This window comes from Castellaniella caeni NBRC 101664, from assembly GCF_001592225.1.
Lineage (GTDB): Bacteria > Pseudomonadota > Gammaproteobacteria > Burkholderiales > Burkholderiaceae_B > Castellaniella > Castellaniella caeni.
This window is the reverse complement of sequence record NZ_BCWN01000025.1, coordinates 1-12,700: the sequence shown is the minus strand read 5'-3', so window position 1 is coordinate 12,700 and position 12,700 is coordinate 1. Positions and strand designations below refer to the sequence as shown.

Annotated in this window: 11 protein-coding genes; 6 read left to right on the top strand and 5 right to left on the bottom strand. The window is 61.4% G+C overall.

Going from position 1 to position 12,700, the window contains the following annotated elements; translation table 11 throughout:
* The first annotated feature begins 91 nt into the window (after positions 1 to 91).
* Genes CCA01S_RS13365 through CCA01S_RS13350 form a run of 4 tightly spaced genes read left to right on the top strand, consistent with a single transcriptional unit; the run spans position 92 to position 5,228 of the window.
* The gene (locus tag CCA01S_RS13365) at positions 92 to 1,339 is read left to right on the top strand and encodes a sarcosine oxidase subunit beta family protein (RefSeq protein ID WP_066459390.1); all 1,248 of its coding nucleotides are present in this window, start codon (positions 92 to 94) and stop codon (positions 1,337 to 1,339) included.
* Positions 1,340 to 1,349: 10 nt separating this feature from the next.
* Entirely contained in the window at positions 1,350 to 1,649 is a 300-nt protein-coding gene (locus tag CCA01S_RS13360; protein ID WP_066459336.1) for a sarcosine oxidase subunit delta, read from the top strand.
* Positions 1,646 to 4,645: a sarcosine oxidase subunit alpha family protein gene (locus CCA01S_RS13355; RefSeq protein ID WP_066459334.1), complete on the top strand. Its 3,000-nt coding sequence runs from the start codon at positions 1,646 to 1,648 to the stop codon at positions 4,643 to 4,645. The genes CCA01S_RS13360 and CCA01S_RS13355 overlap by 4 nt, the downstream gene beginning before the upstream one ends.
* Entirely contained in the window at positions 4,635 to 5,228 is a 594-nt protein-coding gene (locus CCA01S_RS13350; protein ID WP_066459332.1) for a sarcosine oxidase subunit gamma, read from the top strand. Before CCA01S_RS13355 ends, CCA01S_RS13350 begins: the two co-directional genes overlap by 11 nt.
* A 50-nt stretch (positions 5,229 to 5,278) precedes the next feature.
* Here the strand turns inward: CCA01S_RS13350 and CCA01S_RS13345 are convergent, their stop codons facing one another.
* From CCA01S_RS13345 to CCA01S_RS13325, 5 genes are all read right to left on the bottom strand, one after another.
* Entirely contained in the window at positions 5,279 to 5,989 is a 711-nt protein-coding gene (locus tag CCA01S_RS13345; protein WP_066459329.1) for an anaerobic ribonucleoside-triphosphate reductase activating protein, read from the bottom strand.
* Positions 5,990 to 6,135: 146 nt separating this feature from the next.
* On the bottom strand, positions 6,136 to 6,318 hold the full coding sequence (gene nrdD, locus CCA01S_RS13340) for an anaerobic ribonucleoside-triphosphate reductase (protein WP_066459327.1): 183 nt from the start codon (positions 6,316 to 6,318) through the stop codon (positions 6,136 to 6,138).
* 157 nt (positions 6,319 to 6,475) lie between these two features.
* Complete coding sequence (locus CCA01S_RS13335) at positions 6,476 to 8,305, bottom strand: ribonucleoside triphosphate reductase (protein ID WP_103035931.1); 1,830 nt, start codon at positions 8,303 to 8,305, stop codon at positions 6,476 to 6,478.
* Positions 8,306 to 8,528: 223 nt separating this feature from the next.
* Positions 8,529 to 10,979 carry a trimethylamine-N-oxide reductase TorA gene (gene torA, locus CCA01S_RS13330; protein ID WP_066459323.1) on the bottom strand — a complete coding sequence of 817 codons (2,451 nt, stop codon included), beginning with the start codon at positions 10,977 to 10,979 and terminating at the stop codon, positions 8,529 to 8,531.
* 11 nt (positions 10,980 to 10,990) lie between these two features.
* Positions 10,991 to 11,662: a hypothetical protein gene (locus tag CCA01S_RS13325; RefSeq protein ID WP_066459321.1), complete on the bottom strand. Its 672-nt coding sequence runs from the start codon at positions 11,660 to 11,662 to the stop codon at positions 10,991 to 10,993.
* Positions 11,663 to 11,824: 162 nt separating this feature from the next.
* Here CCA01S_RS13325 and CCA01S_RS15385 point away from each other — a divergent pair, with 162 nt between their 5' ends.
* A complete protein-coding gene (locus tag CCA01S_RS15385) occupies positions 11,825 to 11,998 on the top strand; it encodes a helix-turn-helix domain-containing protein (RefSeq protein WP_084386766.1) in 174 nt (57 codons plus the stop codon).
* 302 nt (positions 11,999 to 12,300) lie between these two features.
* Positions 12,301 to 12,700: helix-turn-helix domain-containing protein (locus tag CCA01S_RS15695; protein WP_157076543.1), on the top strand; the 400-nt coding region annotated here is incomplete at its 3' end.

Sequence of the window (12,700 nt, the reverse complement as noted above, 5' to 3'; positions counted from 1 at the left end):
CGGCGAAATAATTCTATCGGGTCGGGTTCGCTTTTGATGTACTGCACCCATGACACCAATGGTGGTGCGCCATCATCCAAGCGAGGAGACCATGAGTAATCGCTACTCGATCTTTAGCCTGATCCGCAACGGGCTGAGTCACAATGAAAACTGGGGAAGGGCATGGCATAGCCCCGAGCCCAAGCGGGAATACGATGTCGTCGTGATCGGTGCGGGTGGGCATGGCTTGGCCACGGCCTATTACCTGGCCAAGGTGCACGGCATCCATAACGTCGCTGTGCTGGAGAAAGGCTGGCTGGGCGGTGGAAACACGGCACGCAACACCACCATTGTGCGTTCGAACTATCTCTGGGACGAATCCGCCCAGCTGTACGAAAAGGCGATGCAGCTCTGGGAGGGCTTGTCGCAGGATCTGAACTACAACGTTATGTTCAGCCAGCGCGGCGTCATGAACCTGGCACACAATCTGCAAGAAGTGCGCGATACCCAGCGGCGCATCAATGCCAACCGCTACAACGGCGTCGATGGCGAGTGGTTGACACCGGCGCAGATCAAGGAGATCGTGCCCAACATCAATCTGGGCAGCCGCTATCCCGTGCTGGGCGGGTCGTTTCAGCGGCGTGGTGGCGTGGCCCGCCATGATGCGGTGGCCTGGGGCTTTGCCCGTGCGGCAGATAGTTTGGGGGTGCACATTATCCAGAACTGTCCGGTCACCAACATTCGCAAGAAAGACGGTGCGATCGAAGGCGTGGATACGGGCAAAGGTTTCATCAGGGCCAAGAAGGTGGCCGTGGTGGTGGCGGGGCATTCCAGCGTGCTGGCGGATATGGCAGGCATCCGTCTGCCCATCGAGAGCCATCCTTTGCAGGCACTGGTTTCCGAGCCGGTCAAGCCCTGCATCCATACCGTCATCATGTCCAATGCCGTACATGCCTATATCAGCCAGTCTGACAAGGGCGATCTGGTGATCGGCGCGGGCATCGATCAATACCTGGGATACGGCCAGCGCGGCAGCTTCCAGAGCATCGAGCACACGCTGCAGGCCATCGTCGAGATGTTCCCGTCCCTGAGCCGCGTGCGCATGAATCGTCAGTGGGGCGGCATCGTAGACGTGTCGCCCGACGCGTGCCCGATCATCACCAAGACCGACATCAAGGGGCTGTATTTCAATTGCGGGTGGGGAACCGGGGGCTTCAAGGCCACGCCGGGCTCTGGCTGGGTCTTTGCGCATACCGTGGCGCACGACGAGCCGCATCCGCTGAACAAGGCCTTTTCTGTTGACCGCTTCTACAGCGGCCACCTGATCGACGAGCACGGCGCGGCCGCCGTCGCCCACTGAAGGAGACATCATGTTGCAGATCAAATGCCCCTGGTGCGGGGATCGCGCCGAAACTGAATTCAGTTATGGGGGAGAAGCCGGCATCGTGCGCCCCGTGGACAACGCTGCGATGAATGATCGCGAGTGGGGGGATTACGTGTTCATGCGCCGAAATACCTTCGGGCTGTTTCGCGAGCAGTGGGTTCATGCCCATGGTTGTCGTCGCTGGTTCATCGCTGAGCGCGATACCCGAACCTACGACATCCAGAGCTATGAAACCTTTGGCGGCCAAAGCCGGGATGCCGCCGAACCTGTGCGGGAGGCCATATGAACCAGACCAATCGTCTGCCTCAGGGGGGGCGTGTGCAGCGTGGCGCATCGGTGCGTTTTACCTTCAATGGCAAGGCTTATGTCGGTCTGCAGGGTGACACGCTGGCGTCTGCCTTGCTGGCCAATGGCGTGCATTTCGTAGCGCGCAGCTTTAAGTATCACCGTCCGCGCGGCATTATGACAGCGGGCGTCGAAGAGCCCAATGCGCTGGTGCAGCTGGAAAGCGGCCCTTATACCGTACCCAATGCCCGTGCCACCGAGGTCGAACTCTATGAGGGCTTGAGTGCCACCAGCGTCAATGCCAAGCCCGATATCGAGCGCGACCGTCTGGCAGTCATGCAACGCTTTGCGCGCTTTATTCCAGCGGGGTTCTACTATAAGACCTTCATGTGGCCGCGCAGCTGGTGGGGCAAGTATGAAGAGCGCATCCGCGATGCGGCCGGCCTGGGTTCTGTTCCCGACGAGCAAGACCCGGCTCGCTACGAAAAGCGCTACGCCCATTGCGATGTGCTGGTGGTGGGGGCGGGGCCAGCTGGGCTGGCGGCGGCGTGCGCGGCCGGCCGTACCGGGGCGCGTGTCATTCTGGTGGACGATGGCAGTGAGGCCGGCGGTAGCCTGCTGCGTACTCAAGAGACCATCGATGGTCAGTCGGCGCTAGCTTGGGTGGCGCAACGCGTGGCAGAGCTGGCCGCCCAGCCGGAAACTCAGGTGCTGCAGCGCACCACTGCATTTGGCTATCAGGATCACAATTTGCTGACTGCTTGCGAGCGTTTGCACGATCATCTGCCGATCATGCAGCGCAGCGGCGTGCGCGAACGCATCTGGAAGATTCGGGCGCGGCACGTGGTGCTGGCCACCGGTGCACATGAGCGGCCGCTGGTGTTTGGTAACAACGATATCCCAGGCGTCATGATGGCGGCTGCCGTGTCTGCCTATATCCATCGGTATGGTGTGTTGCCGGGGCATCGTGCGGTCGTGTTCACCAATAATGACAGTGCGTACCAGACCGCAATCGACTTGAAGCAGCATGGCGCTGATGTCACCGTGGTTGACCCGCGTGTGCTCAGCCACGGCACCTTGCCGACCCTGGCTGAGCACCTGGGCATCCGGGTTATCCATCAGACCGTGGTGGCCGAGGCGCGCGGCCGCAAACATGTCAGCGGTGTGCGTCTGCGCGGGCACGGGGCCAGCCTGCGCGACGGTGTTGATTCCTTGGCTTGTGATCTGCTGGTGATGTCGGGCGGCTGGAACCCGGTGGTGCATCTGTACGCCCAATCGCGCGGCAAGCTGCGTTGGTGCGACGCACGCGCATGCTTCGTGCCGGATGTGTCGGCGCAGCCCCAAAGCAGCGCGGGCGCTGCCAATGGTGACTTCAGTTTGAAGGCCGCCCTGGATGGCGGTGTGCAGGCAGGTCTGCGAGCTGCACAAGGTGCTGTGTCTACGCGGCCAGCCGAGCTTCCGGCCTGGTCGGCCAACTCGGTCGAGGCCACCCCATTGTTGCCGCTGTGGGCGGTGAACAAGGGTAAAGATGCTACCCGTGGCTCAAAACAGTTCATTGATTACCAGAATGATGTTTCGGTGTCGGACATCTTGCTGGCGGTCAGCGAAGGCTATCACTCGGTCGAGCACGTCAAGCGGTATACGGCCATGGGGTTTGGTACCGACCAGGGCAAGCTGGGCAATATCAACGGCATGGGGGTGCTGGCCGAGGCTCTAAAGCAAAGCATTCCGGCAACCGGCACCACGACGTTTCGTCCCAACTACACGCCAGTGAGCTTCGGTGCGATGGCCGGGCGCGAACTGGGCGACTGGTTCGATCCCATCCGCCGCACTTGCTTGCACGATTGGAACCTCGAACAGGGCGCAATCTTTGAAGATGTGGGCAACTGGAAGCGCGCCCATTACTACCCCAAATCGGGTGAAGACATGCATGCGGCCGTACGGCGCGAGTGTCTGGCCGTACGCAACAGCGTGGGTATTCTGGATTACAGCACCTTAGGCAAGATCGATGTGCGCGGCCCTGATGCGGTTGAATTTCTCAACCGGCTGTACATCAACTCCTGGACCAAGTTGCAGCCTGGGCGCTGCCGCTATGGCCTGCTGCTCGATGAAAACGGCATGGTCATGGACGATGGCGTGAGCATCCGCTTGGCCGAAGACCACTTTCTGTTGACCACGACCACCAGCGGTGCGGCCCGCATCATGAGCTGGATGGAACGCTGGCTGCAGACCGAATGGCCCGATTTGCGGGTGTACCTCACCTCGGTAACCGACCAATACGCGGTGACGACCATCGCCGGCCCCAACGCCCGCAAGGTGTTGTCCGCTGTTTGCAAAGATATCGATTTCAGCAACGGCGCCTTTCCTTTCATGAGTTTTCAGGAAGGCACCATTGATGGCGTCTTTGCTCGCGTGCTGCGGGTGAGCTTCTCGGGCGAGCTGTCCTACGAAGTCTATGTGCCCGCCAATATGGGTCGCCATGTCGCCGAGCGGCTGATGCAGGCTGGCAAACCCTATGACATCACGCCCTATGGCACCGAGACCATGCACGTGTTGCGAGGGGAAAAGGGGTACATCATCGTCGGCCAAGATACAGACGGGTCGGTGACTCCGATGGATCTGGGGATGGGCGGCATGTTGGCCAAAACCAAAGACTGCCTGGGCAAGCGCTCGCTTGGGCGCAGCCATACCAGCGGTTCGGGGCGCAAGCAGTTTGTGGGTCTGCTGGCCAATGATCCCACCTGCGTGCTGCCCGAGGGTGGCCAGATTCTGCAGGGCCCGACTCGGGCGGCTATCGCCCCCATGTTTGGTCACGTTACTTCCAGCTACATGAGCCCGGTTCTGGGCCGTTCGATTGCGCTTGCCATGCTCAAGGACGGCCAGGCGCAGATGGGCCATGAAGTCACGGTAGCCACAGCCGATGGCCAATTCATGCCGGCGCGCGTATGCAGCCCGGTGTTCTACGATCCCGAAGGAGCCCGCCAAAATGTTGACTGAAATCAAACAGCAGAGCCCGCTGACAGGGCTGCACACTGACTTTGGCCTGCCGTTGCGGCACGGCACCCCTGATCGGGTGGCTCTGAGCGAGCGGCCTTTGATTAGCCTGGCCAATTTGCGTGTAGACACATCCAATCACGCTGCCCTGGAGGCTGTTCAGGCATGCCTGGGGCTGGCACTGCCTTTGACCCCCAATACCGTGGCTTGCAACGAATCACTAGTGGTCTTCTGGTTGGCGCCTGACGAGTGGTTGTTGCGTGCGCAGACTGATGGCCTGGATAGCATGGTGTCTCGGGTTGAACGTGCATTGGCGAATCACTGGTTTGCAGTTACCGACCAGACCAGTGGCTACTCGGTGATTCAGTTGCATGGGCCTGGGGCGCGCGATGTGCTCAACGCCGGTTGCCCGCTCGACTTGCACCCGCGTGTCTTGCCGTTTGGCCGTTGCGCCCAGACGCATTTCTTCAAGACCAGCGTCTTGTTGCGCCCGCTCGACGACGGAGGTGGCGGCTGGGAGTTGATCGTGCGGCGCAGCTTTGCGGATTACACTGCGCGCATGTTGCTGGATGCGATGGCAAGCTGATGGCCATTGCTTGCGAAACGCTTGGGCTGTTGGCTGAAGCGTTTCGGCTTCTACGCACGTCGAAGCGTAAATGACGGAAACATAGCGGCCAGCGCGTCGCTGGTCGTTGCACCAGGCCATTCGCGCAGCGACTGGCCGTGCGCGTTCAGGGTGTCATCGGTGCAGCCCTGGGGGCGGAAGACCTGCACGGCATAATGCTGTACGCCCGCGTCGGCCAGCGCCTGGCCCAGGCTGATCAGCGCGGTGGCGCTGATCAGGTCGGGGTGCGCCGTGGTGCGGCACTCGAAGGCCACGCCGCTGTCCAGCACCGCCTGCAGGCTTTCGCGCGCGGGTTTGCCGCTGTGGGCCACCTGGGTGACCCGTTCGTAATCGGCGAAATGGGCCTTGATGTCCAGGCCCACCCAGTCGATGTCGGGCAGCACTTGCGCCAGGCGGCGCGGGTGCGTGCCGCCGGTGTGCAGGCCGATGCGGTAGCCCAGTGCCTTGGCTTGTTTGATGGCGTGGGGCAGGCCCGGATCCATGGTGGGCTCGCCGCCGCTGAAGACAACACCGTCGATGAGCCCCACCCGGCGCTGCAGAAATGCGTGGACGTCGCCCCAGGGCATGGGGCTGTCGGCGGTGCGCGGCTGCAGGTGCGGGTTGTGGCAGTAGCCGCAGCGCCAGGGGCAGCCTTGCACGAAGACGACGGCGGCCAGCAGGCCCGGGTAGTCGGTGGCGGTGAAGGGGACGAGGCCGCCTACTTTGAGGGTGTGCTGGGGCATCTGCTGTGTTCCGCTTTGGTCTGATCTCTGTTGTTGCCCTGTTCGGAGCTTCGGTGGGCGAATAGATGGCTCGGATGGAAGGACTGTGAGTTTCCTGCCCTGGAATCCGAGCCATCTGGTCGGCGAGATATTGCTCCGTGCCGGTATCAGGCGGTGTGCGCAGCGGGCGCCTGGCCGCTGTGGCGTTCGACGAAGAATTTGCGTTCGTGGAATTCGCCCTTCTTGCCTGTGTTGAAGGACGATACCGGGCGGTGATAGCCCATGACGCGCGTCCAGATTTCGCACGCTTGGCGTTCGCTGTCGTGCAGGGTGATGGTGGTGTTGGTCATGATGAACTCCTGTTGAGGCGTTGAGGGAAAGTGCTGCTTGGCCGTGGCTTGGGCGCCTTGGTGCGGCGTTGATGCATCGTTGATGCATCCTTGCCAAGGACTGGATCGGGCTGCCGCAAGTTGAACTTTCGGAGACCGGAGCCCGGCAGCCCAGGTATCAGTGGACGTCCGAAAGCGCCTGGGCACGCTTGCAGGCGATGAGGTCGTCGTCGCAGTGCGGGCAGAAATCGTGGCGCCCGGGCAGATAGCCGTGCTTGGGGCAGATGGAAAACGTTGGGGTGATGGTGATGTAGGGCAGCGAGAAGCGGCCCAGCGTGCGGCGCACCAGGGTGCGGCAGGCGTCGGCACTGGACAAGGGCTCGGTCATGTACAGGTGCAGCACGGTGCCCCCGGTGTATTTGCGCTGCAGTTCGTCTTGTCGTTCGAGCGCTTCGAAAGGGTCGTCGGTAAAACCCACGGGCAGCTGCGACGAGTTGGTGTAGTAGGGCATGTCTGCCGTGCCCGCCTGCAGGATGTCGGGCCAGCGGGCGCGGTCTTCCTTGGCGAAGCGATAGGTAGTGCCTTCGGCGGGCGTGGCTTCGAGGTTGTACAGGTGGCCGGTGGCTTCTTGAAATTCGACCATGCGGGCACGCACGTGATCCAGCAGGCGCACGGCAAAGGCGTGGCCCCAGGGGCTGGTGAGGTCGTGCGCGTCGGCGGTGAAGTTGCGGATCATTTCGTTGATGCCGTTCACCCCCAGGGTGGAGAAGTGGTTGCGCAAGGTGCCCAGGTAGCGGCGGGTGTAGGGGAACAGGCCGTTGTCCATGTAGCCCTGGATCACCTGGCGCTTGATTTCGAGGCTGTCGCGGCCCAGCGCCAGCAGTGTGTCGAGCCGGGCGAGCAGGGCGGCTTCGTCGCCCCGGTGCAGGTAGCCCAGTCGGGCGCAGTTGATGGTCACCACCCCCAGCGACCCGGTCTGTTCAGCCGAGCCGAACAGACCGTTGCCGCGCTTGAGCAGCTCGCGCAAATCCAGCTGCAGGCGGCAGCACATCGAGCGGATCATGTTGGGCTTGAGCTCTGAGTTGATGAAGTTCTGGAAGTAGGGCAGGCCGTACTTGGCGGTCATCTCGAACAGACGCTCGGCATTGGGGCTGTGCCAGTCGAAGTCCGGGGTGATGTTATAGGTGGGGATGGGGAAAGTGAAGGCGCGCCCGCGCGCGTCGCCCGCCATCATGACTTCGATGTAGGCCTGGTTGATCCAGTCCATCTCGGTTTGCAGTTCGCCGTACGAGAACGGCATTTCGCAGCCCGCGATCACGGGCACTTGTTCGCGCAGGTCTTCAGGGCAGACCCAGTCGAAGGTGAGATTCGTGAAGGGCGTCTGCGTGCCCCAGCGCGAAGGCACGTTGAGGTTGTAGATCAGCTCTTGCATGCATTGACGCACGTCGGCGTACGACATGGCGTCCTTGCGGATGAAGGGCGCCATATAGGTGTCGAACGAGCTGAAGGCCTGGGCGCCGGCCCATTCGTTTTGCAGGGTGCCCAGAAAGTTGACGATCTGGCCCACGGCGCTGGACATGTGCCTGGGCGGGGCGGATTCAACCTTGCCAGGCACGCCGTTCAGGCCTTCGGTGAGCAGGGTGCGCAGCGACCAGCCCGCGCAATAGCCCGAGAGCATGTCCAGGTCGTGGATGTGCAGGTCGCCCTGGCGGTGGGCCTGGCCGATGGCTTCAGGGTAGACATGACTGAGCCAGTAGTTGGCAATCATCTTGCCCGAGGTGTTCAGGATGAGCCCGCCCAGCGAATAACCCTGGTTGGCGTTGGCGTTGACGCGCCAGTCTTGCTGCTGCAGGTATTCGTCGATGGAGCGGATCACGTCCACCTGCGGGATGGGGCGGGATTCGGCCTGCGAGCCAGTGCGCGGGGCTGCGTATACGGCTGGAAGGGTAGGGATGCCTGTGGCCGTATCGGGGATCGCGGCAGCGGTTGCGGTGGCAAGTGAGTGCATGCTGGATTCTCTATATGTTGTGTTTCGATGAATCATAAACACAATATATAGTGTGATCAAGCGATTTCTATCCTGTTTTTCATAGGCTTGATCTGGGTTAATTCTGCTTGGGTAAAAGGTGTAATCAGGGGTGTTTGCCTGTCCCCGAAAGCACTGGCCTCGTCCGTGGGGACGAGGCCAGGCGCAGCGCTGTCGCAAGCGGGGGGCGGGCTGCTGGCGGCGTTCAGGCCGGGGCGGTGAAGGCCGTTACCGCCGGAGGGGTTTTCGCGTAGCGCTCGACTTCCACCAGACACGTATTGGCAATATTGCCTTGGGCTAGTTGCGAGGTTCCCTTGTTGATCGTCAGCACGTTGATCAGGCCATGCTTGCACTGCGCACTGGGGTCGCCGGGCTTGTCGGGATCGTACCAGGCGCCTTCTTGCAGCATGATGACCCCCGGTCGAATCCGGTTGGTAACGACAGCCCCCGCCAGGACGCTGCCGCGTCCGTTATACAGGCGCACCACGTCGCCCGAGGCGATTTTGCGCTTTTTGGCATCTACCTCGCTGATCCAGACGGGTTCGCGATCCGCTACTTCGTATGCTTTGCGCAGGATGGTGTTGTCCAGCTGCGAGTGCAGCCGGAATTGGGGATGGGGAGAGACGACATGCAGGGGGTACTGTTTTGCAAGTTCGCTGCCCAGCCATTCGATGGGTTCCAGCCACGTGGGGTGGCCCGGGCAGTCGCTATAGTTGAAGGCCGCGATGGTTTTTGAGTAGATTTCGATCTTGCCCGACGGCGTGCCCAGCGGGTTGTTCTGCGGGTCTTGGCGGAACTCGACGTGTTTGGTGTAGGTGTCGGCGCCTGGCTCTAATGGAAATTCTACGTAGCCTTTGCCTTTCCAGAACGCATCAAAGTCGGGCAGCGCGGTTCCCATGGCCTTGCTGGCCGTGCGGGCCCTGTCGTAGAACTCGCGCAGCCAGTCGATCTCGGATTTTTTTTCGGTGAACTGGTCTTCAAACCCCAGCCGCTTGGCCAGGCCCGCCATGATGTCGTAATCGTTGCGCGATTCTCCCACAGGCGCAATTGCCTGGTGCATGCCGACGATATATTTTTGTGAGTATGCGCCACAGACTTCCAGATCGTTGCGCTCGAAGGTCGTTGTCGCGGGCAGTACGATGTCGGCAAAGCGTGCCGTGGGGGTCCAGAACGGGTCGGCAACGACGATCGTTTCGGGGCGCCGCCACGCTTCGATCACCTTGGATGTTTGCCAGAGGTGGGTCAGCGGGTTGCCCCCGGCCCAGTAGATCATCTTGACGTCGGGGTATTTGATCGTTTCGCCGTTGTAGTTCACGGTCTGTCCGGGGTGGAGCAGCATGTCCGTGACGCGCTCGAATGGCAGGGCCGCCTCGATGGCATTGCTGCCCGCCGGGATGCCGACGATGCCGGGGGCGCGCGCGCTGAGTGAGCCCCCGTTGTCATAGTGGTAGCTGAATCCCAGCCCGCCGCCGGGCAGGCCGATGTGTCCCAGCATGGCGCCCAGGGCGACCAGGGCCCAGTAAGGCTGTTCACCGTGGTCGGCGCGCTGTATGGCGTAGCCGGTGATCAGCATGGTTCGTCCCGAGGCCAGCGTGCGGGCCAGTTGCGTGATCTTTGCCGCCGGGATCCCCGTGATGTGCTGCGCCCATTCGGGGGTCTTGGGCAGGCCGTCCGGTGTGCCGAGCAGATAGGGCAGGAACTGGTCGAAGCCATAACAGTATTTCTGGATGAAATCGGCGTCGTAGCGTTTTTCCGTATAGAGGACATGCATCAAGGCGAGCATCAGGGCCGTATCGGTATTGGGGCGTGGTGCGACCCAGTCGGCCTGAACATACTGCGCCGTATCGGTGATGCGGGGGTCGATGGAAATGACCTTGATTTCCTTGCGGGCCACTTTTGCGCGCAGTTGCTCCATTGCCGGGTACGCGGCGTGGTCGGCGGGGTGGGTGCCGATCTGGTCGTCCTTCAAGATACAGCAGCCCCAGAGCACGACGTTTTTCGCGTTGTCCAGAATGGCGGGCCAGGCGGTTTGCTGGCCGTAGACTTCGAGTTCTCCGAGGACGTGTGGCAGGATCACCATGGCAGCGGCGATGCTCGGGTCGCCCGAGCAGTCGGTAAACCCGCCGTACAGCCCAAGCATTCGGCGTGTCAGTGTCGATGCGCTGTGCAGCAGCCCGGCGGATTGCCAATCGGCCGAACCCGGGAAAAGGGCGGAGTTGCCATATTTCTCTTTGACGCGTTTGAGTTCGCCCGCGACCAGGTCGAGCGCCTGATCCCAACTGACGCGGACGAAGGCGTCGGCCCCCCGGCGGCTGGTGTCGTGGCGCGTGGCCGGGTCTAGAAATCCTTTGCGTACCATGGGGTGGGCAATGCGGCTGGAAGAATAGACCCGGTCGTGGAATGCCTTCAGCATTTTGGTGGGGTGCGGGTCTTTCTCAAAGGGCTCAACCCGGACGAGTCGGCCGTCCTGCACGATGGCCCGCACCATGCCCCAGTGGCTGGCGGTGAGGATTTCCTGCTGCTTGCCGGCCGCCAGTGCCAGGCCTGGCGCGTTCAGCGCACCCGCCACGGCGCCGATGGTGCCGACGAACTGGCGCCTGGAAATGGCAAAGCCCAATGGGTCTGTGCCAGGTTGATTGTCTTTGGGGGCTTTCATCGTTCGGCTCCTTACGGCTTGGCGTGTGTTTGCAAGTATTGGGTGATCAATGCTTTTTCCGGCGGCTGCAGCGCGGCATTTTTCGCCATGATCTCTAGAATGCCGGGCCATTGATTGGCCGTGAATTCGGTGGGTTTGTGCAGGGCATGGCAGGCGCTGCAGCGTGCGCTGTAGAGCGTGATGGCGGCGTGCCAGACGGTGTCCTGGCTGGCGGTCAGGGTTTTCGTATCGACGTAGCCGTTCAGGCGGATGTGCGTCCAGAGGTTGTCGTAGTCGTCTTTGATTTCTCCCAGTTTCTGAAAACGCCAGCTCTTGCCGTTCATGGAAGCGGCCAGGGTGCGTTTGCCCTGTTGCAGAAAGACGGCCGTGTCGTTGCCTTGTTGCGTCCAGCCGTCCAGAAAGAACGCCCCTTGTGCGGGGGCGTTGGGGTTTCTTTCCAGGTACAGCTTGGTGCCGGGGGTCAGCATGCCCAATGTCTGGGTGTGGCCGGCATCGGCATAGATGGGCGTCGGTTGTTCGGCGTATCGGGCCTGGTCGGGCTGCTGTGCGCCGCTGGTCGCTTGCCCGGCCGTGCCGCCGGGCTGTGCACAGGCGGCCTGCGTGCCAATGAGAAGTAGGAGCCTGGCCAGAAGCCATGCGAGCTGCCGCGTTTTGTTGCGGTTGAGGTCAGGAGAAAAGCTCATAACCTTATTTCTCGTAGTGTTTTGACACGTACCCAGAATGGCGTGAACTGGCTGAAATAGACCTGAAAAAAATGCGCTTTCAAAAGCGGCTTTTTGATGTGGCGCAATGAACCGTATGGCACGCCTGGCCCGGCGTCGGACTCGGCGTGCGGGGGTTAATTCTTGGCTTCTACCAACCCTTCTGGCCGCTTGGCGGATGTCGAGGCGCAGGCCATTTTCGACAGCATCGAAAAATCTCATCACAACATGGCGGCCGCCGCACGCCTGCTGGGTATTTCGCGCAGCACCTTGTATGTGAAATGGGCAAACATTCGCAGAAACAACGGCCTGGAGTAGGCGTGGCGGGGCATAGCGATGCTGTACCTATTGGCCAACGGTCAACTGGACAGGCCTGCCGACGGACTACGATGGGAAAGTATGGCGCAGTCCAGCGAAGGTCGGTATCGGAGGGCTTGGTGCAATAAAAAATGTCCGCTGTCAAGTCGTTAGTGCGGACATGCAACGGTACGAAAGGTCTTGTGGGGCAATAGGTTAGGCCAGATTTCGGCCTCGGTGTGCTCTTACCGCGTTTTGAGCTAGGCAAACTCAACTTGCAAGTGCAACACCCCGGGATCTAAGGTGAGATCAGAGGTGTTGCAATGGGAATTCAGTACAGCCATTTGAGCCCTGAGGAGCGGGCAGTGATTCAGGTAGGCATGAGCGAGCACATGAGTCTGAGGGCGATAGCCAGTAGCCTTGGTCGATGTCCATCCTCCATCAGCCGGGAACTGGCCCGCAGCCGCGTGAGCGGAACTGCGACCTATAGCGCCCGATCTGCGGGTATGGCGTACCGTGCCAGAAGAAAGCATTCGGTGCGCCACACGAAGATGACGCCTGGTAGTTGGCTTTACGACTACGTGCGTAGCCGCCTGGTTGATTGGTGCTGGTCGCCGCAGCAGATTGCCGCTAAGCTGCACAAGATGCATCCAAACGACGCGTCGCGTCAGATCAGCCACGAAACGATTTATGCGGCCATTTATGCCCACCCGCGCGGCGCCC